Raw genomic sequence first — 22,507 nt, forward strand, 5'->3', positions numbered from 1 at the left:
AAGCGAAGCGAAGGATCAGATTTGGAATTTGGAATTTAAAAAAATTGGAATTTCCTTTTTTACGGTTTAGTATTTTTATATTCTCCCAAGACCTTTAAATATTCTGCCATTATATTTAATAACGATTTGGCTTTTGCAAAATCTTGATATTTTTCAAATGTTACATCTACGAAAAATGAATATTTCCACGGAGTTTCAATTTTTGGAAGCGATTGAATTTTTGTCAAATTCAATTTGCAGTCGCTCATTACATTCAAAACTGCTGCCAGACTTCCTCTTTTATGATCCAATTCAAATTTGATCGAAGCTCTGTTGATTTCGCTTTCCGGCAAAAATGAATTCTGCTTTTTGATAATCACAAAACGAGTCATATTGTTTTTGATCGTTTGAATTTCCGGAGCGATGATTTCTAAATCATACATTTCAGAAGCCGTTTTACTTGCAATTGCAGCGATTCCGGTTAATTGTTTTTCCTGAATTCTTCTGGCAGTTTCAGCTGTATCTTTATCTTCAACCAATTTGATATTTGGATACTGTTTCAGGAAATCCATACATTGTAATAATGCCATTGGGTGCGAATGAACTTCTTTTATATCTTCAATTTTCTGACCTTTTAAAGTCATTAAATTTTGGTGAATGCTTAAATAATGTTCTCCTATTATGTGTAAATTATTCTTATCGATCAAAGCATAATTCGGAATAATTGGCCCTGCAATCGAATTTTCAATCGCCATAACCGCCTGATCGGATTTTCCTGAAAGAAGACTGTCGATTAATTCTTCAAAAGACAAACACTCATCAATAGCCACATTTTCAGAGAAATACTCCTTCACTACCTGATGATGAAAAGAACCTTTTATACCTTGTATTGCAATTTTAGTTGTCATATATTCAAAAAAAAATCCTGATTTGCATCAGGATTGTATATTAGTTTTATTTGTCTTTTATATTTCTCAAATAACCATAGCACAATCCTTACTTCTACTAAAGAAGAAATAAAAAGAGTTGCTAAAATAAAAACGGTTATTAGACATTTTGTTTGTGTTTTTCAATAAATTCTCTGCGAATGTATAAATTAATTTCAGTGCACCAAAAAAAATATTGCATTTTATGAAACAAAAAGGGATTTCTTAACAAATTTAGCAGGTTTTGTATGATAATATAAAAATATCGGCTTTAAATGAGATATTTACAATAGCTTTTTCTAAGGTGCTAAGGTTCTGAGGCGCTAAGGTTCTAAGATTTTTTAGCCACGAATTCACGAATTAGCACAAATTCATTGCCTATTAAAATTCAATTTCACTAATTCAGTACCAAAAAAACATTAATTACCCCAAATAAAAATTCGCGAAAATTTGTGAAATTCGTGGCTAACTATAAAATAACCCTGAAACCGGTGCATTCCTAATCCCAATTTTAGCATAATCGAAATTCATTTTTTGCTGCAATAAAGAAGCATAAACACTTCTAAAGTCAATTTCGTATTTTAAATCACCATTATCTAAATTGGCTAAATCAGGATTATTTCCTAAAATTGTTCCTTTATTATTTCCTCCTATGATAAACATTGGCGCTGCAGTTCCGTGATCTGTCCCGTTACCGTTGTCTTTTACTCGTCGCCCAAATTCAGAAAATACTACGATTGTAACGTTTTGAAGCAATTGTGCTTGTTTCAAATCCTTATAAAAACTAAATAAAGCATCATTCAAATCCGCTAATTTTTTTTCGTGAATGGCGAGTTGATTGTCATGTGTATCGAATCCACCGAGCGAAGTATAATATACTTTTGAGTTCAGATTTCCTTTGATTAATCTTCCAATCCATTCCAGATTTTTAGACAAATCAGTTTTAGGATAACTGATTTCTGATTTGGATTTTACTAATGCTTTCTGAATTTCATCTGAACCTTCGGTAACTGAATTGGCAATTTTGCGAACAAAATCTAATTGCGGATTGTCCGATAATTTCACATTTTGTTCTTTATCAAATTTTACTTTAAATCGGTTTGGGTCTTTAACAGTAATCGAATTGGGTTCCATTCCTTTTAAAGCCAAATTATCTATCGAATCCAGATTAATTCCTGCCGTTGGCTGATGTCCGTTGCATTGCAAGTCAAGATAACGACCAAGCCAGCCTTCGTTTATATATTTATTAGAATCTGCTGCAGTTTGCCAAATTTCCTGGCTGCGAAAATGTGAACGAATAGGCTCAGGATATCCAACATTCTGAATTACCGTTAAATCTCCGTTTTGCTGCATTTGAGCAAAATCTTTTAGCGAAGGATGAAATGCCATTCCTTTATTTTTGCCGATAACAACATCTTTATTTAGAGCAATCTTCGTTCTCAAATCATAATATAACGGATTATCGTACGGAATAAAAGTATTTAATCCGTCATTACCGCCATTTAATTGCACAAATACAATACATTGCTCGCCCGTTACCAAATTATTTTGCGAACCAAAAGCGTGTAAAAAATCAGGAAGCACAAGCAATCCGCCGGTAAATGTTCCTGTAAGTGTTAGAAAATTTCTTCTGTTCATGGCTGTAGCTTTCTAAATTAATTGATATTCGGGTAGTTTTGTAATATAATTAAAGAGTCTTATTACGGCAAAATTGGCATGTCCCTCTTTTGGATCAAAATCATACTTCAGTAAGTTTTCCATGTCTTTTTGCATCGAATCATTTACTTTGAATACTAACCTGTTCGATAAGTCGGCGATAATCGTTTTGTTATTTCCATTAGAATCAAAATCTATTTTCACTTCTATTTTCTCCAATCCTAATTGTGGTTTTTCAGTTTCAGAAGCCATTGTATTCAACGCTTTTCTGGTAATACTTCTCCCACTGCAAAGCAAATCTGAAGTATTGTTTCGTTGTAAATAAATTTGCGAAGTAAGCCAGGAATTTCCGCCATCCCAACCTTTTACATTAATCTGATTGTACAAATCCATTCCTTGTTGTTTCAGAAAATACAGTACAATCGTTTCGTCAAGATCTTCAATGTTTAATTCATCCAGAAGTTGCAAAATATAAACCAGCGGATCTTTTATTTTAGTCCCGGAAGTTTCTTTTTTATATTCTTCAGTAAAAATTTTAGTCAGTAAAGGTTCTATTTCAAACTTCACTTTCCTGAAATAATCTCCATAATATTTCACTAATTCTTCTGACGGATTATCATAAATAAACCATTTAAGAATTTTTTTGGTAATGAAATACGGAATGTTTTTTTGTTCGAAAATAATATCAACCAAATCATCTGCTTTCCAGTTTCCGGTTTTTCCGAAATAGGTTTTATCACTATTATCTTCTAAGTTTTTTCTGTAAACCGCGCCTTCATCTCCGTAATTTAGTCCCGCTAAAGCTTTTGCGCCTTCTTTGATATCGCCTTCTGAATAATTTCCAATTCCGATTGTGAATAATTCCAATAACTCACGACTTAGGTTTTCGTTGTATTTACCTTTTTTATTGTCGACATTATCCAGATATTTCACCATGGCATTCGATTTTACGATTTGTTTGGTGAGTTCTTTGAAGTTTCCAAAGGCGTGTTCGCGTAAAATCATATTATGCTGGTAAGTCCAATAGGTAACTTTTACTTTTGGAGCGGTAGAAACAAAATGATTGTGCCAAAAACAAGCCATTTTTTCGCGTAACGGAAATTCATCATTTCGCATTTTTGCTATCCACCATTTTTTGAATTCAATAGTAGAATACACTTCTTTTTTAAGAATTTTCTTTTTTTCTTCTGAATCGGCGGTTTTTATCGATTCCCGTAATTCCTTGAGTTCAATAAGTGTCTTGGGATCGTCATCTAAAAAAGCAGGAAGTTGTGTATCAATCTTGAAATCATAGGAATGCTTTAGAAATTTTTCTAATCCCAGTTTCTCTATTTTATCGGATTCTTTACCGGAAAAACCCAATCGTAACGACCAAAGATTGCTTTTTTTCATAACACAGGAATTTGTTTAGCAATAAGACTTGACTTTTTCTTAAAGGTTTAATTTGAGAAAGGGCCTGAGGTTCTTAGATGCTAAGGTGATATGTTTTAAAAATCTTTGGTATTAATTAGAACGGGGATTTTATTGGTATATTGTTTATTTTATATTCAACAATCATAATCAAACATAGCCTGTGGTTTCAACCACGGGAATACAATGCGTTACTCCACTTCGTTTTCCTGTGGTTGAAACCACAGGCTATGTTATAAGAAATTCATCTATGAATTCTTTCTTTTCATCAACATAAAGAAAATAGTTACCTGTCTTTTTTTGATCTTTAAAAAGCTCTAATTTAATCTCTATACAGGGTGTTGGAATAAAATCATGATCTATTAAAATCGAAATGGATTTTGGAATAATTTTATCAAAATTAATATCGGTAAAATCTATTTTCTTCAAATACTCACCAGCTATTATATAATATTCGTCTTTATTTTTTAAAATAATATTTAAGTCCATAAGTATTTCAATTTTTTATTTTTTTCCAATAAGAATTTGATCGCAAAGTTCTAAAGTGTCACCCGATCTTCCCTTAAGTATAAACACTTACTACATAAGTGTAACCACCTGTAGGATAAGAATCAGTAGCAATTTTAGAGATAATACCTCTCTTTTGAGCGTAAATAATACTCACAGGCAAAAACAAAATAAAATGATTTTTTTCATAAATTTTTACTGAATCATGACTAGGTACTATCTTAATTACCTAATTAATTTTAATATTTTTTATCTTTGTTTTAACAGAGAGGAAACTTACTGTGATCATTCGCTGGATGTTTACCTTGTGCAGCCTCAATTTTATTGGGGCTGTTTTTTATGCCTTTTTCAAAGGCAAACAGAGAGAAAGACTTCTGCTCCTTTTCTTGGATGCTTTTTATATAATTTGGTTCAAAGCGTTCCTTTTTCTTCCACATATAATAAATCATTGTCAGTAATTTCTTTTGAACGGCAACATAGCTTTTCATTTTGATTCCGTGCTTATTATAAGTTCGTTCAAATAGTTCCTTAAATGGTTTTACTTCGCATTTTATAACAACAAGTGATGGCATGTGCATTGCTCTTCTAATTCTGGAATTACCTTTTTTTGATATTTTGGTTTTTCCAACCCTGGTTCCTGATTGGGCTTCTACAACATCATAACCTGCGTAAGAAACCAATTGTTTGTAGTTGTTGAAGAGTTCGAAACCATTAGTTTCGGCTAAAATTGTTGCTAAAGTTAAAATCCCAATGCCTTTTATTTCTAAAATATTAGCAACACGTTCAGCTATTTTTGCATCTGATTTTATGTGGTTGTTGATTACTTTTTCCAATTCTTTCAGCTGTTTGTCAAATAAAATTATGGTTTCTTTTAATTGATTTGTTACTGGATCGACTTGATGCATGGCAAAACTTAATGCATCGAATTGATTTTTTAAAACCGTTTTTAATTCGGTTACATTTTGATGTTGTCTGGTATATAGTCGTAATTCATAAAAAAATGTTCCCATAGGCTGCCAGGTATCCAAACATTGCTCGGCTCCCATCTGGGATAATCCTTTGGCATCGATACTATCATTTTTTGATTTTAATCCAATTGCTTCCAAATACTTTTTGGCCTTATTGGGTAAAATAATAGAAACCGAAAATCCTTTTTCAAATAAATAATAAGCGCAATTTTCATGATAAATCCCTGTAGCTTCCATACATACAACAACTGGAACATTTTCCTTTACGTGTTTTAATACCCAATCTTGTAAAATTTTAAATCCTTTTTTATTATTGGAAATTACAGTACTTGATTTTACAATTACTTTTTGTTTTTCATCAATACAACTCATACAAGCATTGATCTTTTTGCTTGAAACGTCTAGTCCCACAGAATACTTTAAATTCATAATTCCATATTTTAGAATAATAAACAAAAAATTACACTGGTCTTTGCTCATTTTTTATACAGCATCTTTATCTAAAATAAAGTGCTTAAGTACTATTGTGACTTAAAATGTAATTAAAACTAAGAGGATTTACCTAGTGTTTACAATATCATCAATGATGTATTTCGCCCCGATAGAATTTTGCAACTTAGTTCTGTTTATCAATAGTTTATATCCAAAGATAAGATTTTGATATAATAATGTAAAGATATGAGCCCCGATTGAAGAGGAAATCCTTTATATTTTTTCTTTAAAAAAATAAAGATTGCAACGAAAATCGGGAATTAGCTCCTAAAAAAGAAAAGCAGCTATCATTACAATAACTGCTTTTATAAATATATTCTAAAAATCTAAAATCTCAGATCTACAATCTAAATTATTAAGACCCACACATTTCACAATCATCAGGCTCTGCAGCTTGTGCTTTTAAAAGCATTGCTTTATAATCCTCAACGCTGATCGCTTCTGTTTCCGGAACTAAAGTTACCGGTGCATCTTCTTCTTTTTTATCGTTGTTTAATGTGAATTTAATCGCATCAACTGCAGATTTCGTTCTCAAGTAATACATTCCTGTTTTTAAACCAGACTGCCAAGCGTAAAAGTGCATTGACGTTAGTTTAGAATAGTTGGCATCTTGCATGAACAAGTTCAATGATTGTGATTGGTCAATAAAATAACCTCTCTGACGTGACATATCGATAATGTCTTTCATCGACATTTCCCAAACTGTTTTATATAATTCTTTCAGGTCTTGCGGAATCACATCAATGTTTTGAACAGATCCGTTATGACGCATGATTTCTTGTTTCAATGTCTCGTTCCATAAACCTCTGTCTACTAAATCATGAAGTAAGTGTTTGTTTACTACGATGAATTCTCCAGACAATACACGACGTGTGTAAATGTTTGATGTATATGGTTCGAAAGCTTCGTTGTTTCCAAGAATTTGTGAAGTCGAAGCTGTTGGCATTGGCGCAACTAATAATGAGTTACGAACTCCGTGTTCCATTACTTCTTTTCTTAATGAAGCCCAGTCCCAACGTCCTGATAACTCTTCATCTTTCATTCCCCACATATTGTATTGGAATTCTCCTTGTGACATTGGAGAACCTGCAAATGTAGAATATGGACCTTCTTCTTTCGCCATTTCCATAGAAGCGGTTACGGCTGCGAAGTATAATGTTTCGAAAATTTCCTGATTTAAAGCTTTTGCTTCATCGCTTGTAAACGGCATACGCAACATGATAAAAGCATCTGCTAAACCTTGAACACCTAATCCTACCGGACGGTGACGTAAGTTTGAGTTTTCAGCTTCTTTTACCGGATAATAGTTTCTGTCGATTACTTTGTTCAGGTTACGAGTTACACGTTTGGTAACATTGTAAAGTGCCTGGTGATCGAATTTTCCGTTTTCAATAAACATTGGTAACGAAATAGAAGCTAAATTACAAACTGCAATTTCATCTTTAGAAGTAAACTCCATAATCTCAGTACACAAGTTTGAAGAACGAATTGTTCCTAAATTCTTGTGGTTCGATTTACGGTTTGCTGCATCTTTGTACAACATATAAGGCGTTCCTGTTTCGATTTGTGATTCAAGGATTTTCTCCCATAATTCACGTGCACGAATCGTTTTTCTACCTTTTCCTCTAAATTCATAATCCAAATACATGGCCTCGAATTCTTCTCCGTAAACATCGTATAATCCTGGACATTCATTCGGACACATTAAAGTCCAAGATGCATCTTCCTGTACACGTTTCATGAATAAATCTGAAGTCCACATAGCGAAGAATAAATCTCTTGCACGCATTTCTTCTTTTCCTGTATTTTTCTTCAAATCCAAAAATTCGAAGATATCAGCATGCCATGTTTCGATGTAAATTGCAAAACTTCCTTTACGTTTTCCACCACCCTGATCTACGTAACGCGCCGTATCGTTGAAAACTCTCAACATTGGCACAATTCCGTTTGAAGTTCCGTTTGTACCACGAATGTAAGATCCTGTCGCACGAACGTTATGAATAGAAAGACCAATTCCTCCCGCAGATTGCGAGATCTTAGCCGTTTGTTTTAAAGTATCATAAATACCATCAATACTATCATCCTGCATTGCCAAAAGGAAACAAGAAGACATTTGTGGTTTTGGAGTTCCTGCATTAAACAACGTTGGCGTTGCATGCGTAAAGAACTTTTTAGACATTAAATCGTACGTTTCAATTACCGACTTTAAATCGTCAAGGTGAATACCAACCGAAACACGCATCAACATATGTTGTGGTCTTTCGACGATTTTTCCGTTTATTTTAAGAAGATAAGAACGCTCTAAGGTTTTGAAACCAAAGTAATCGTAATTGAAATCTCTTGTATAAATAATATGAGAATCAAGGAAAGCTGAGTTTTCCTGAATTACTTTGAATACTTCATCCGAAAGCAACGGAGCTTCTTGCCCATTTCTTGGATTTACGTACAGGTACATATCTTTCATCGTTTCTGAGAACGATTTTTTTGTATTTGAATGTAGGTTTGAAATTGCCACACGTGCTGCCAATTGTGCATAATCAGGGTGCGCAATTGTCATAGAAGCCGCCGTTTCTGCTGCAAGATTATCCAGTTCAGAAGTTGAAACCCCATCATACAATCCTTCGATAACTCTCATGGCTACCTTAACAGGATCTACAAGCTCATTCAAGCCGTAACACAATTTTTTGATTCTTTCTGTAATCTTATCAAACATTACGGGCTCTTTGTGGCCATCTCTTTTTACTACATACATAAGCTTACTATTTTAGTTATTGAAAAAATGAAAGACACTAGAAAACGAATTCCAGCACTTAAACATTGCGTGTTTTTAAATTATTTTTTGAGAATTATGAAATTCTCAATAGTTGTGTGTTCCCGATCTGAAATCAGATCGAAAAGGCATTAAAAATTGTTATTGAATCTGCGATTTGGGAAAAGAGATTCAATCTTAAAAAAATGATTTTAATCTTTTGCAGCGTTTCGAGGTAACGCTACATTATTTTTGCTCTAAAAATCTGCATCGAATGAAATTTTCTGAGCATCGCTATCTGTGTTCATCACACCAGATTTTTGATACTCGGCAACACGTTTTTCAAAGAAATTGGTTTTTCCCTGAAGTGAGATCATGTCCATGAAATCAAACGGATTCGCTGATCCATAAACACGCTCGCAACCTAATTCTACTAATAATCTATCGGCAACGAATTCTAAGTATTGTGTCATTAAAACAGCATTCATCCCTATTAAACTTACCGGAAGTGATTCTGTAACAAATTCTCTTTCGATATCTAATGCGTCTACAATGATTTCTTTAATTCTCTCTTTTGGTACTTTATTGATCAAATGGTGATTGTGTAAGTGTACTGCAAAGTCACAATGTACACCTTCGTCACGGGAAATCAACTCGTTAGAAAAAGTTAAACCTGGCATTAAACCACGTTTTTTCAACCAATAAATAGAACAGAAAGCTCCTGAAAAGAAAATTCCTTCAACTGCAGCAAAAGCAATTAATCTTTCAGCGAATGAATCAGATTCAATCCACTTTAAGGCCCAGTCTGCTTTTTTCTTAATTGCAGGAAAAACTTCCAAAGCATTAAACAATTCTGCTTTCTCCGCTTCATCTTTCACGTAAGTGTCAATTAATAAAGAATAAGTTTCACTGTGAATGTTTTCCATCATGATCTGAAAACCGTAGAAAAACTTCGCCTCTGCATACTGCACTTCGTTTACAAAGTTCTCAGCAAGGTTTTCGTTTACGATTCCGTCAGAAGCAGCAAAGAATGCCAATATATGTTTAATGAAATATCTTTCGTCGTCACTAAGTTTATTATTCCAGTCTGTCAAGTCCTGGTGCAAATCGATTTCTTCAGCAGTCCAGAAACTAGCCTCCATTTTCTTATACCATTCCCAAATATCATGATGTTTGATAGGAAAAATAACGAAACGATTTTTATTTTCTTGTAATATTGGCTCGACTTGTGACATGGTATTTTTTATTTAATTTTTGTATTGAATTTCTGCTAATTCAATAGACTACAAAGATTGTCAATTATCGCTAAAAAAGAAAGCCAAACTTATTCACAATTCGGCGTAGTTTTTAACAAAGGTGAAAAAATGAGATATTTTTCAGACAATAATTAATTTATTGTAAATGAATGGTTTAAAACCAAACAAACAGACTCAAAGCCCGTAAAATATAGACTTTTTGAGATAAAAAGCAAGAAATTTTAAATTGTTTTTAAAAGTTTTTTTTTGAGTTAAAACTTTATTTTTTGAGTCAAAATACCTCTCTAAAAAGTGGTAACTAAGGCCCTTGGATTTTTACTGTTTTTTAAGTTCTTCAGCGACTTTTTCGAGCTCTAAATACCAATCCTGACCAAAACGGCGTATTAATGCTTCTTTGACAAATTTATAAACCGGAACTTCTAATTCTTTCCCTAAAGAACAAGCATCATCGCAAATATCCCATTTATCATAATTGACTGCAGCAAATTCTGTAAAGTCTTTTACCCTAATTGGATATAAATGACAAGAAACTGGTTTTTTCCAGTCTACGATTCCTTGGTTATAAGCTTGCTCAATTCCGCAAAGTGCAGTTTTACCATCAAAAATAACATAAGCACAATCCTTTTCGTCTATTAATGGTGTTTCAAGATCACCATCGGTTCCTTTTACCCAGGTTCCCTGTGCTTCGATAGCAGCAATTCCTTCTTTGCGTAAAAATGGTTTTACCTTTGGGTAGATTTCTTCCATTATTTTAGTTTCTGCCTCGCTTAAGGGTGCGCCGGCATCTCCGTCAACACAGCAAGCCCCTTTACAAGCTGACAAGTTGCACACAAATTCTTTTTCAAGAATATCTTCTGAAATAATGGTTTTTCCTAATTGAAACATGATAATAAAATACTGAAATTTATAAAGTGCAAAGATAGGCAAAGAAAGTAGATGATATGAGATTAAATTTTACCGCATAATTTTACCACAGAGTTGCACAAAGTTTTACCACAGAGACACACAAAGATTTATTAAAAATTGCAAAAGTTTAAACCCAAAGCTTTGTAAACCTTAAAAAATTAAAACTTTGCGAAACTCTGTGAAAAAACTTTATGTAACTCCGTGGTAAAAAACAATTAACCCTACGAATCTCTTTGGTAAAAAGAATCATTTGTTACAAATATCACTTTTTTAACCGATAAAACATGTTTTTATAACAAAAATACATCCTGTCAAAAAAACACCTACCTTTATTATCTACCTTTGCAAAAATTTTAAACGCTTAAAATCAAAGTAATATGCTAGAAATCGACTATAAAGAAATCATTACTGTTGGAATGGTACTTTTTGCTGTAATTGATATTGTAGGTTCTATACCAATTATTGTGAACTTAAGAGCAAAAGTAGGCCATATCGAATCTGAAAAAGCTACAATTGTTGCCGGAACAATTATGATTGTTTTTCTTTTTGTGGGAGAAGGTTTTCTTAACCTGATTGGTATAGATGTGCATTCGTTTGCCGTTGCAGGCTCATTTGTATTATTTTTTCTTGCTTTAGAGATGATTTTAGGACTTAGGATTTTTCGTGATGAAGAACCAGGATCTGCCTCTATCGTTCCATTAGCATTTCCGTTAATTGCCGGAGCGGGTACAATGACAACTTTACTTTCATTACGATCTCAATTTCACACCATTAATATTATTATTGCCATTTTATTAAATATTATTTTAGTGTATATCGTTTTAAAATCTTCAAAAAAAATCGAGGATTTATTAGGAGAAAACGGACTTGGCGTAGTTCGCAAGACATTTGGAGTGATACTTTTAGCGATTGCTGTTAAATTATTTGCTGCTAATGTTAAAGGTTTGTTTGTCTAACATTTATTTTTATAAATTTACCCCATAAAATTTCTAAAATACAACTTAAGGACATTTTTTACATCTAAGAGTTTTACTTTATTATTTTAGGCAAATAAACAACCATTATGAAAATTTTTACTTCAATCTTAGTGCTTCTGGCATTGGCTTTAATTGTTTTTAATATTACGTTGCTAGACTTCAAAAATCCTTTTCAGGGAGACAGTGTAGTTGCTTTTATTGGAATCGCAGCTTCATTTTGTGCCGTATTGATTCTTTTAATCTTTAGAATTTCAAAAAGAATCGAAGAAAAAACAAACGGACGATAATATTATGTTTGACGTTTTAATTATTGGCGGAGGTGTTTCAGGCATGTCTTGTGCCCTTGTTTTAGGATCCGCCAAAAACAAAGCTTTTGTTACCGATAAAAAAATCGGAATTTTTACACATCAAAAGAATTCTTCTTTACAAGAGGCAATTTTCTACAATGCTTATGGCATAACACCAGGTAAATTAGGATCTGATTTGCTTACAGAAAGCACACAGGATTTAACTACTGCTTATCCGCATATTACACAAATCGCAAATGAGAAGGTAATTAAAGTAGAAGGAGCTTATCCTGAATTCACTGTTACTACAAACAAAAACTCCTACCAAACAAAAAATATCGTTGTTGGGATTGGTTCTGCCAATACTTTCGACATCGAAGGTTTGACACAATATATTGAACCTCATAAAAAGGCATTACCCGAAAAACAACGTATTCAGCTTAAAAATGACGATCATAAAGTAGCCGAAGGCATTTATGTTATTGGAACTTTAGCGGGTTGGAGAAGCCAACTGGCAATTGCTGCCGGAAGTGGTGCTGCTGTTGCAACGGACATTCTTACTTTATGGAATAACGGCATACAAACTCATTCGCACGATAGTATTCGATAAACTTAAAAACATAAGTTTTTTTTTATTTCACCATTAAGATATTAAGTTTATTAAGCTTTGGCGTGAAACAAAAAGCATAAGATTATTTTTATTTTACCATTATTAAGATTTCTCTATAATTAAGACTTTGCATTTATTATAAAAAAACCATTAAAAGATTAAAAAAATTAAGCTTTAACACTTAATAACCTTAATCTCTTAATGGTAAATAAATTTTTAGCACAAAGCTTAATAAGCTTAATCTCTTAATGGTAAAAAATTATTTCACTGAAACAATTTCCTTTACTGTGATATGTTTTTCGGTATCTGTTTTCCAGATTTCTCCTTTTACTGAAACCTCATCACCTTCTTTAAACCTTTTGTAGTTTTGTGGCCCTCCAACATTTACAATACTTACAGTTGCAAAATAAACCTCATTTTTATCGGTATTGATTTTGGCTGTGTAACCATCTTTTCCGTTTTCTATCGATTCTACTTTTCCTGAAATCGTATTTTTATCTTTCATACAAGCACAAGAAATTACAAAAGTCATTAGCAATACTAAGAAACTTAATTTTTTTAGATTTTTCATATTATATTATTTAACTACAAATCTCGCACTATTGCAGACAAGATTCATTACATTATATCTTAATAAATTATTATTATTTTATTGTAACTGGATGCAACTTCCCGCAATTACTTTTACACTTTCATCAAATTTTTTCCAAACCCTAATGTATCTCAAAGCAGCATTTACAGGATTTTTATCAAAAGATCCTTTTAATAAAACTGTAACCGCAACAACAGCTGTATCATCAATTAGATTTATAATCTGATCTGAAGCTTCGATAGTATCCACTTTCATTTTACCTGATCGATAGGAATTCAAATCAAATTCTTTAGTAATCGTATTTCCATCCGGTAAATTAAAAAGCAAATCATCGTGAAGAAGATTTTCCAAAGCAGCAACATCAGCATTTTTAATTGCTGTTAAAAGTTCGATTTCAGCAGTTACAATAGATTCTATTTTCATCTGATAAAAATTAAGGATTACTTTTTCGGATTCAAAACGGCTTTGATCATGGCATCACCTTTTAAAATGACATCATAATAATAGAGTTCGCCATACAATTGTCGGGCAAATTCTGCGGTAATATATCGGTTGACCAAAGCTTTGGTTTTATCTAATTTCAGGTCTAAACCTGTCATTAAAATATAATTTCTGAACTTTTTAAAATACAAATCAGAGTTTTTCATCTTAGCCAGAAACTCATTAAAATGAAGTCCGGCAAAAGCATTTCTGTTTTTGTCTAATTCTTCAAAAACAAAATGTCCCACAACTCCGGTTTGCATCAAATAAGCTACATTTTCATTACCGTGTTCTGCTTCTATTGGTACAAAAACATCAGGAACAATTCCGCCACCACCGTATACGATTTTACCCTTTGGCGTTTTAAACTTTAAAGTATCTGCAACTTTTATACTGTCTTTTGCATAAAGTTCACCTGATTTTATACGCGATTCCGACTCTTTATAATATTCTTCGTTTCCTTTTTTATAGGGTTTCTGAATCGATCTCCCGGTTGGCGTATAATATCTTGCCACGGTTAAACGAACGGCAGATCCGTCATTGAAATCCATTTCGCGCTGCACCAATCCCTTGCCAAAAGAGCGGCGACCAACAATGGTTCCGCGATCGCTATCCTGAATTGCTCCAGCCAGAATTTCACTTGCCGAAGCACTGTTTTCGTTAATTAAAACATATACTTTTCCTGTTTCAAAACTTCCTGCTTTTGTTGCAAATGTTTTCTCAGTGGTTCCATTTTTATTTTTGGTAAAAACGATCAATTGTTTGTCTTTCAGGAATTCATCAGCAATTGCAATAGCTTCTTCCATATAACCACCTCCGTTATCACGAAGGTCAATTATCAGCGATTCAATTCCGTTTTGTTTTAATCGGGTTAAACCGGTTTTGAATTCATTAAATGTAGTCTCGGCAAAACGGTTGATTTTGATATAACCTGTTTTATTATCGAGCAATAAAGAAGCATCGACACTTTTTATAGGGATAATATCTCTTTTTACTTTAAACTTGAGTTTCTTTTGTTCTGATTTTCTAAAGACTGTCAACTCAATCTCAGAACCTTTTATTCCTTTTAATTTTGAAAACAAACTATCCGAAGGCAATCTTCTGCCGTACAATTTCGTTTTTCCTGCAAATAAAATTCGATCACCTGATTTTAATCCGGCTTTCGCCGAAGGTCCGTTTTCGATTGGTTTTATAATCGCAACAGAATCTTTATACATATAAAAATTAATCCCGATTCCCACGAAATCACCTTTCATACTTTCTGCCACTTCAGCCTGTTCTGTTGGCGGAATATAAACGGAATGCGGATCTAGTTTTGATAAAATATTATCTACTGTAAGGTTGACAATAGAATCTGTATTGATGCTGTCAACATATTCATTATTGATAAAATCAATGAGTTTATTCAGCTTGGTTTTCGAGTAATTTTTAGCCAAAAGCTGATCATCAACGGGAGCGCTCATAAGGCTTCCGATGACTATACCAAGAGCAAAAGTCGCTCCGATAATGATTGGCAAATACTTTAAGTTCAATTTCATTACTCTTCTAAAACAGGAATATGTTCGACTTCGACACCTGCTTTTATTAAAAACTGAATTCCGGAATCATCGCGATATCCGTTATGATACACCACTCTTTTTATTCCGGATTGATGTATTAATTTGCTGCATTCTTTACAAGGCGAAAGCGTAATATACAAAGTAGCACCTTCACACGATTGTGTTGATCTGGCTACTTTAAGTATGGCATTCGCTTCGGCATGTAAAACATCCCAACGGGTTAATCCGTCTTCATCTTCGCAGCAATTTTCAAAACCGGATGGTGTTCCGTTGTATCCATCAGAAATAATCATTCGGTCTTTTACGATAATCGCGCCTACTTGTTTTCGTTTGCAATAGGAAAGTGCTCCCCATTCTGTCGCAATTCGCAAATAAGCTTTATCGTATTTATTTAATTTTTTTTCTTCCATTTATTTTATCTGTTCCAAATTGGGCTTTCGATAATCATCGGAACTACAACTCCGATAATAAAAGCCGACATTACAAGCGCCCAATCGCGTTTTGAAAAGCGAAATACGGTTTGTACAATATATGATATAATGAGCACAACAAACACCACAACTAATTGAGCTGCTTCGATCCCTAACGCAAACTCGCCTAAAGGTAGTAATTTTGAACTAGGTGATCCTCCTAAAATGGTCTTGAAATAATTAGAAAACCCAAGTCCGTGTATAATCCCAAAAAACAGGGTTACAAAAAACACTAAATTCAATCCATCGCTCTTTGACGTTTTTCCTGCTGTAAAAAGATTAAAAACCGCCGTTATTAAAATTGTTATCGGAATTAAAAATTCGACCGTATTGACTTTTATGGCAATGATTCCGTATACAGAAAGCAATAATGCCAGTGTATGACCAATTGTAAATACTGAAACTAAAAGCAAAATGCGTTTCCAGTCTTTAAACAAATAAGGCGTTGTTAATGCGATTAAAAAAAGAACATGATCGTAAGCATGAATATCTAATACGTGCTTTAATCCTATTTGAAAATAAATCCAAAACTCTGACATACGGGTACTACTATTAAATGATTAGGGGCTGTAAACTTACGATTTATTTTGAAAAAGTAAAGTTGTCTGATCGTAAATCAATGAATATTGATACGTTAAAATTTATGAGAAAATTAAAATTAATAGTTTAAAATAAAATTTATCTTTGCGATATATAAATCAACAAATTATGCCATTTTCAGAATTATTTGATAACGAATTTAAAGAAAGAAACAGAGGCCATTTCTCTGCAATTGTTCGTGTAGCTTTCGCTGACGGAAAAATTAATGACGAAGAACAAACTTTTTTAGATAAAATAGCTTCGACATTACAAATTTCAGAAGAAGAATATAAAGAAATCCTAAAAGATCCGTGGAAACATCCAATAAACCCACCTTACTTATACACACAACGTTTAGAGCGTTTGTATGATTTGGCAAGAATGGTTCATGTAGACCACCATTTAGGAGATCAGCAGGAAGTGATGTTAACCCGTATGGGATTAGCTCTAGGATTTACACCAGGAAACGTAAATTATATTGTTAGGAAAGCTTTGTCTTTAGTAGATAAAAAAGTAGATCTTGATACTTTCCTTTTCGAAATGGAAAATATGAACAAGTAAGAAAGTATTCAGTTTTCAGTGGCAGTTTTCAGCCACAGTCACAGTTTAGCTAAAATAAATAAACCCGACCGTTTTTATAAACGTGTCGGGTTTGCTATTTATAACTCAGTCTGAGACTGAAAACTGAGACTGAGACTGAATACTATAAAGCTTCTGCCATAAATTGCTCTGCTTTTTCGACCATATTATAACTTCCGCAGAAAAAAGGAACTCTTTCATGCAATTCTGTTGGCTGGATTTCCATAATTCTTCCAAAACCATCAGTTGCCTTTCCTCCTGCCTGTTCAGCGATAAATGCCATTGGATTACATTCATATAATAAACGTAATTTTCCTTTTGGTGCTTTTGAACTTGTGGGATACAAATAAATTCCGCCTTTGATCATATTTCGATGAAAATCAGAAACCAAACTTCCGATATATCTTGAAGTATATGGCCTGTCTTCTTCTTCTCTTTGGCAATATTTAATGTAGTTTTTTACTCCTTGCGGAAAATGAACATAATTTCCTTCGTTTACTGAATAGATATTTCCATTTTGTGGAAATTTCATATTAGGGTGTGAAAGATAAAATGTACCAATTGCCGGATTCAGTGTAAAACCATTTACGCCATGACCGGTTGTGTACACCAACATGGTCGAAGTGCCATAAATTACATAACCTGCTGCAACTTGATTGATTCCCGGTTGTAAAAAATCCTCGCTTGTTACCGGGGTTCCGATAGGTGTAATTCTTCTAAAAACAGAAAAAATAGTTCCTACAGAAACATTTACATCAATGTTTGAAGATCCGTCAAGCGGATCCATTAAGATCACGTACTTATTATTATTACTGTTGTCGCTCCCCTTGACAGTAATAAATTCGTCGTTTTCTTCTGAAGCAATACCACAGACAATCTCACGGTTTATTAACGTCTGGATAAATACTTCGTTTGCATACACATCTAATTTTTGCTGGTCTTCGCCCTGAATATTTTGTTCGCCTGCAGCGCCAATAATATCCACCAATCCGGCTTTGTTTACTTTATAGTTGACGACTTTGGCCGCCAAACGTATAGAGTTGATAATTCGGGAAAGCTCTCCCGACGAATACTGAAATGCTTTTTGGTTCTCAATAATAAACTCTCCTAGTGTTTTATTGCGTTCTTCCATTGCTATATCGTTATAGTTTTTGATTATAAGTCACAAATATCGCTTTTTTTGTGAGAATGCTTCAAAAATTATTTTGTTAGTTTGCCACTATTGTATATTTGCTAATTAAAAGCGGGAAGTATCAAATAAAAAAATACATTTTTAGCTAATAAACGCTTAATAATAAGAATATATGAATTGCCCTTACAAGAAATTCGTACAAACAAATTTTTTAAATATAAAGAGGGAATAGTATATTTAGGATTAAAATAAATTACATAATATGAATATTAGAAAAGGAAATCCTGAAGACATGGAATCGGTTTTGGGATTAATACAGGAGTTGGCAATATTCGAAAAAGAACCGGAAGCCGTTGTCATTACTGTAGAGGATTTAGTACGTGACGGTTTTGGTGAAAAACCATTATTTAATGTTTTTGTGGCAGAAATTGAAGATGAATCAAGCAACAAAGAAATAGTTGGAATCGCTCTTTATTATTATCGCTACTCTACCTGGAAAGGAAAAACCATACATCTTGAAGATTTAATCGTAAAAGAAAAAATGCGGGGCACAGGTTTAGGATCTGCTCTTTATGCCGAAATCATGAAACAAGGCAAAAAAGATAATGTTCGCAGAGTTGAATGGAATGTTCTGGCCTGGAATACGCCAGCCGTTAATTTTTACAAAAATTCAGGCGCCAGAATTCTGGAAGACTGGCAAGTAGTTCAAATGGACGAAAACGGAATTAATTCGTTCTTAGAAAAATTATAAAATAAAATAAATAAAACCAGATTTCACTCAAACCCCGAATCTGAAATCTAAAACCTGAAATCTAAAATTAAAAATGAGAGTATTTAAATTTGGTGGAGCATCAGTTAAAGATGCCGATGGAATTAAAAACGTATACGACGTTTTACAAAAAGTAGGTTATGAAGATGTAATTTTGGTCGTTTCGGCGATGGGAAAAACTACAAATGCTCTTGAAGTTGTGATCAAGAATTATTTTGATAAATCGACAGAGTTGAACTCATCGGTACAAGAAATAAAAAAATATCACAATCAAATTTTATTAGATTTATTTGAGGATGAAAAACATGAGGTTTTTACTGCTGTAAAAGCGCAGTTTTCTGAATTAGAATATTTCCTGGCGCATAACAAATCGCCTAATTACAATTTTGTTTACGATCAGATTGTAAGTTTTGGAGAATTGATTTCGACTACTATCTTAAGTCATTATATGAATTACAGAGGAATTCAGACACAATGGCTGGACGTTCGTAACTTCATTAAAACGAATGCTAATTACAGAGATGCCGAAGTTGATTGGGAAGCTACTCAGCAATTGATCAGCAAAAATGTAAAACGCAAAATATTAAACATTACACAAGGATTTTTAGGCGCAGATGAGAATAACTTTACTACAACTCTTGGTCGTGAAGGTTCTGATTATACGGCCGGAATTTTTGCTTATTGCCTAAATGCCGAAAGTGTAACAATCTGGAAAGACGTTCCGGGAGTTATGAATGCCGATCCGCGTTATTTTGAAAATGCAAGTTTACTGAACCAAATCTCGTATCGTGAAGCGATCGAATTGGCTTTTTACGGCGCAACGGTCATTCACCCAAAAACATTGCAACCCTTACAGAAAAAAGAAATTCCTTTATATGTAAAATCATTCATCAACCCATTATTAAAAGGAACCTGCGTTTCTAAAGGTGTTGATTTAGAGCCACAATATCCTTGTTTTATTGTAAAAAGAAACCAGCTTTTGATCTCGCTATCGTCAATTGATTTCTCTTTTATTATGGAAGAAAACATCAGTGAGATTTTTGCATTATTTCATCAATTTAAAATAAAAGTAAATTTGATTCAGAATTCAGCGATTAGTTTTTCTGTTTGTGTGGAAGATAAGTTTGAGAATTTCAATGAACTGAATTCGATTCTTTCGAAAAAATTCAAGGTAGATTATAACGAGAATGTGACTTTATATACAATTCGTCACTTTACAGAAAATGCAGCCGAAACTGTTGAAGCAAACAAAACTGTTTTACTAAAACAAGTAAGCCGCGAGACGATGCAAATTGTTACTAAAGAGATTAATAACTAAATCTTTTTTATTTACGTTAATTATTTCAATTCAAATATATTTAAGAAAGGCTTCGCTTAACTGTGAAGCCTTTTTTAATTTTTATCTCGCTCTATTATTCTCACTCTGCTCAATTTCTGATTTCTTAAAAACCTGTTTCTTTGAATTCCCAAAACTATAAGTGGCTATCAGTTTAAAATAATTGGTAGTATACGTTCTGTGATAATAGATTTCGGTTTGTCCTACGTCATAATTACCGGAAACCATAAAGTCATGAAAGATATCATTTGCGGTAAAATTGAGCTTTAGCGCCTCTTTAAAAAAGTTTCTTTCGATTCCTACCGTAACTGTCGACCTGCTATTTTCACTTCGCAATCCGTAACTCTTATCACCCAAATACCACGCTAATAATTGTATCTTAAAAAGATTCGGAATGGTAAATGTATTATTCGAATACAGATAGATTTGAGGTTTGACCGAACCCAAAGCATATTCATAAAAATTGTCGATCGATTTACTTAAATTCATACTAATTGTATTTGTTGAATTCCACCATTTGTTTGTAAATGATCTTGAAAGCGAAGTAAAAAAAGTATGTTCTTTTTCTATATTTAATGATCTCAAAATATAACTGTTGGGCGTATCGCCACGCAAAGCAGCTCCAGAAATTGGATCGATTTTATAGGAATATCCTATTCTAAAATCGAACTTTTTGTACATCGCACCAATTTCAAAGGCATGAACTTTTTCGGGCAATAAATTAGGATTTCCTTCTATAGTGGTAAACGGATCCTGATAAATAACAAACGGATTCAAACCCTGATATCGGGGTCTTGTTATTCTGGAAACATACGACACATGTGCTTTCAAATCATCTGAAACATCCATATTTAGTAACACATTCGGGAAAAAATTGGCGTAACTTTTTTTGAATTCCTGAATCCCGTTTGCAGTAGTATGCAAATTATAACTTGTCCATTCGCCTCGGGCGCCAAAAGAAAAATTAAACTTCTTTCCTAATGAACTTCCATAATTAAAATAAACCGCACTGATTTTTTCAACGTATTTAAAATCACTCGAAAGTTGATCATCAGGTTCAAATTCCCCATTTTCTGCATCAGAAATCAGAAAATCTGTTCCTGACTGTACTTTCGCATTGCTGTATTTTGCTCCGGTTTCGAGCTTTGTATTTTCATTTATCTTTTTATTATAATCGGCCTGAATGCTTATAATATCAATTGTATTGTCAACATTATTCTTCAAATACTTTTCAGTATTTCGTTCGTCAACCCAACTATTTTCATCAATAAAATCTTTTGTAGTTCCGTTATAATTGGAGTATTGCGTTCCTATAAATAACGACGAACCTTTACTATCTGTTATGGCATTATAATTTAGATTAATGAACTGATTCAGCAGCACATCATTTTTGGCAATATCCGTGGCATAAAAGCTGTTTCCAACATTATTACTGATGGAATTTCGGCTTTCTACATCTCCGCCTAAATCTTCAACATTCCCGCTATAGGCTAAAGAGATATAATTCTTTTCAGAGAACGTGTATTGCAATCCAAAACCAAAATTAGAGTAATTATTAAACTGTCTTCTCCAATCTGTAGTTAATTCAGATCGCATGTAATCCTCCAGATTAGGTCGCGTTCTGGTTGTGTATAATAATTCACGGCCTTTGCCCAATTGCAATCCGTAGTTTGTTATAAACGAAAATTTACCTTTGGTATAATTAAAATCCAGCAATGTATTGGTACTTGTTCCTGCGAATTCTGAAACTGTAATTTGCTGACTTGCGCTTCCTAATATTCCGTTTTCGATATTTTTTTTGGTAATAATATTAATGACTGCTTTTCCTTCGGCATCATATTTTGAAGAAGGATTTGAGAGTACTTCAATCTTTAAAATTTGCGAAACCGGAATTGCGGCAAAACGTTCGTAATTAATCAATATTCCGTTAAGGTAAATAATCGCTTCGCCTTTCCCGAGAACGCTTATTTGTCCTTCGGCTACAATAACATTCGGCACTCTGCCTAATAATTCATTTACAGAACTGCTTGTCGAAAGCAATGTATTAGCGACATTTACATCGATTGTTCCATTGGCTGAATATTTTACTAATGAATTTTGTCTTTTGATTACAACTTCATTTAACTCATTCTTTTGATTTGTAATTTTCTCGGGAATTGTTGGCTTAGATTGTGCTTTTATTGCTAAGGCATAAAAAAGAAAACAATAGATGTGAATGAAAACAGTAACTGGAAACCTCATAAGAATTGGTGATTTAAAATTTGACTTTGTTTGCAACAAAAGTCTTT

General features: G+C 33.2%; 21 protein-coding genes. 6 read left to right on the forward strand and 15 right to left on the reverse strand.

Going from position 1 to position 22,507, the window contains the following annotated elements; genetic code table 11:
• Positions 1-59: 59 nt before the first annotated feature.
• From B0M43_RS02760 to B0M43_RS02795, 8 genes are all read right to left on the reverse strand, one after another.
• A complete protein-coding gene (locus tag B0M43_RS02760) occupies positions 60-887 on the reverse strand; it encodes a prephenate dehydratase (RefSeq protein ID WP_078006920.1) in 828 nt (275 codons plus the stop codon).
• Positions 888-1,370: 483 nt separating this feature from the next.
• On the reverse strand, positions 1,371-2,543 hold the full coding sequence (locus B0M43_RS02765) for a DUF1501 domain-containing protein (RefSeq protein WP_078006919.1): 1,173 nt from the start codon (positions 2,541-2,543) through the stop codon (positions 1,371-1,373).
• A 12-nt stretch (positions 2,544-2,555) separates the two neighbouring features.
• Positions 2,556-3,953 carry a DUF1800 domain-containing protein gene (locus B0M43_RS02770; protein WP_078006918.1) on the reverse strand — a complete coding sequence of 466 codons (1,398 nt, stop codon included), beginning with the start codon at positions 3,951-3,953 and terminating at the stop codon, positions 2,556-2,558.
• 246 nt (positions 3,954-4,199) lie between these two features.
• Positions 4,200-4,460 carry a hypothetical protein gene (locus B0M43_RS02775; RefSeq protein ID WP_078006917.1) on the reverse strand — a complete coding sequence of 87 codons (261 nt, stop codon included), beginning with the start codon at positions 4,458-4,460 and terminating at the stop codon, positions 4,200-4,202.
• Positions 4,461-4,738: 278 nt separating this feature from the next.
• Entirely contained in the window at positions 4,739-5,875 is a 1,137-nt protein-coding gene (locus B0M43_RS02780) for an IS110 family transposase (RefSeq protein WP_065450665.1), read from the reverse strand.
• Between the two features lie 418 nt (positions 5,876-6,293).
• The gene (locus B0M43_RS02785) at positions 6,294-8,690 is read right to left on the reverse strand and encodes a ribonucleoside-diphosphate reductase subunit alpha (protein WP_078006916.1); all 2,397 of its coding nucleotides are present in this window, start codon (positions 8,688-8,690) and stop codon (positions 6,294-6,296) included.
• 254 nt (positions 8,691-8,944) lie between these two features.
• The gene (locus B0M43_RS02790) at positions 8,945-9,922 is read right to left on the reverse strand and encodes a ribonucleotide-diphosphate reductase subunit beta (RefSeq protein ID WP_041518445.1); all 978 of its coding nucleotides are present in this window, start codon (positions 9,920-9,922) and stop codon (positions 8,945-8,947) included.
• A gap of 336 nt (positions 9,923-10,258) precedes the next feature.
• Entirely contained in the window at positions 10,259-10,828 is a 570-nt protein-coding gene (locus B0M43_RS02795) for a DUF3109 family protein (protein WP_065448576.1), read from the reverse strand.
• Positions 10,829-11,226: 398 nt separating this feature from the next.
• Between B0M43_RS02795 and B0M43_RS02800 the strand changes: the two genes are divergently transcribed.
• The 3 genes from B0M43_RS02800 (at position 11,227) to B0M43_RS02810 (ending at position 12,723) form a co-directional block, all read left to right on the forward strand.
• Complete coding sequence (locus B0M43_RS02800; protein ID WP_065448577.1) at positions 11,227-11,805, forward strand: MarC family protein; 579 nt, start codon at positions 11,227-11,229, stop codon at positions 11,803-11,805.
• Between the two features lie 107 nt (positions 11,806-11,912).
• A complete protein-coding gene (locus tag B0M43_RS02805; RefSeq protein ID WP_017496183.1) occupies positions 11,913-12,113 on the forward strand; it encodes a hypothetical protein in 201 nt (66 codons plus the stop codon).
• A gap of 4 nt (positions 12,114-12,117) precedes the next feature.
• On the forward strand, positions 12,118-12,723 hold the full coding sequence (locus B0M43_RS02810) for an FAD-dependent oxidoreductase (protein ID WP_078006915.1): 606 nt from the start codon (positions 12,118-12,120) through the stop codon (positions 12,721-12,723).
• 259 nt (positions 12,724-12,982) lie between these two features.
• Here B0M43_RS02810 and B0M43_RS02815 read toward each other — a convergent pair whose 3' ends face one another.
• From B0M43_RS02815 to B0M43_RS02835, 5 genes are all read right to left on the reverse strand, one after another.
• A complete protein-coding gene (locus B0M43_RS02815) occupies positions 12,983-13,294 on the reverse strand; it encodes a hypothetical protein (protein ID WP_065448579.1) in 312 nt (103 codons plus the stop codon).
• Positions 13,295-13,372: 78 nt separating this feature from the next.
• Positions 13,373-13,738 (reverse strand): nuclear transport factor 2 family protein, encoded by a 366-nt coding sequence (locus tag B0M43_RS02820; protein WP_078006914.1) that lies wholly within the window; start codon positions 13,736-13,738, stop codon positions 13,373-13,375.
• A gap of 17 nt (positions 13,739-13,755) precedes the next feature.
• Positions 13,756-15,333 carry a S41 family peptidase gene (locus B0M43_RS02825; RefSeq protein WP_078006913.1) on the reverse strand — a complete coding sequence of 526 codons (1,578 nt, stop codon included), beginning with the start codon at positions 15,331-15,333 and terminating at the stop codon, positions 13,756-13,758.
• Entirely contained in the window at positions 15,333-15,764 is a 432-nt protein-coding gene (locus B0M43_RS02830; protein WP_065448582.1) for a dCMP deaminase family protein, read from the reverse strand. The genes B0M43_RS02825 and B0M43_RS02830 overlap by 1 nt, the downstream gene beginning before the upstream one ends.
• Before the next feature lie 5 nt (positions 15,765-15,769).
• Entirely contained in the window at positions 15,770-16,363 is a 594-nt protein-coding gene (locus B0M43_RS02835; RefSeq protein WP_065448583.1) for a HupE/UreJ family protein, read from the reverse strand.
• A 169-nt stretch (positions 16,364-16,532) separates the two neighbouring features.
• Between B0M43_RS02835 and B0M43_RS02840 the strand changes: the two genes are divergently transcribed.
• On the forward strand, positions 16,533-16,964 hold the full coding sequence (locus B0M43_RS02840; protein ID WP_065448584.1) for a TerB family tellurite resistance protein: 432 nt from the start codon (positions 16,533-16,535) through the stop codon (positions 16,962-16,964).
• Positions 16,965-17,106: 142 nt separating this feature from the next.
• On the opposite strand, the gene fbp is transcribed toward B0M43_RS02840, so the two are convergent.
• Positions 17,107-18,114: a class 1 fructose-bisphosphatase gene (gene fbp, locus B0M43_RS02845; RefSeq protein WP_065448585.1), complete on the reverse strand. Its 1,008-nt coding sequence runs from the start codon at positions 18,112-18,114 to the stop codon at positions 17,107-17,109.
• Positions 18,115-18,376: 262 nt separating this feature from the next.
• Here fbp and B0M43_RS02850 point away from each other — a divergent pair, with 262 nt between their 5' ends.
• Positions 18,377-18,865, forward strand: a complete 489-nt coding sequence (locus tag B0M43_RS02850) for a GNAT family N-acetyltransferase (RefSeq protein ID WP_078006912.1) — start codon at positions 18,377-18,379, stop codon at positions 18,863-18,865.
• A gap of 73 nt (positions 18,866-18,938) precedes the next feature.
• On the forward strand, positions 18,939-20,201 hold the full coding sequence (locus B0M43_RS02855; protein ID WP_078006911.1) for an aspartate kinase: 1,263 nt from the start codon (positions 18,939-18,941) through the stop codon (positions 20,199-20,201).
• A gap of 81 nt (positions 20,202-20,282) precedes the next feature.
• Here the strand turns inward: B0M43_RS02855 and B0M43_RS02860 are convergent, their stop codons facing one another.
• A complete protein-coding gene (locus tag B0M43_RS02860) occupies positions 20,283-22,460 on the reverse strand; it encodes an outer membrane beta-barrel family protein (RefSeq protein WP_078006910.1) in 2,178 nt (725 codons plus the stop codon).
• Positions 22,461-22,507: the final 47 nt, after the last annotated feature.

It is taken from the genome of Flavobacterium sp. KBS0721 (assembly GCF_002007065.3).
Taxonomy (GTDB): Bacteria; Bacteroidota; Bacteroidia; order Flavobacteriales; family Flavobacteriaceae; genus Flavobacterium; species Flavobacterium piscis.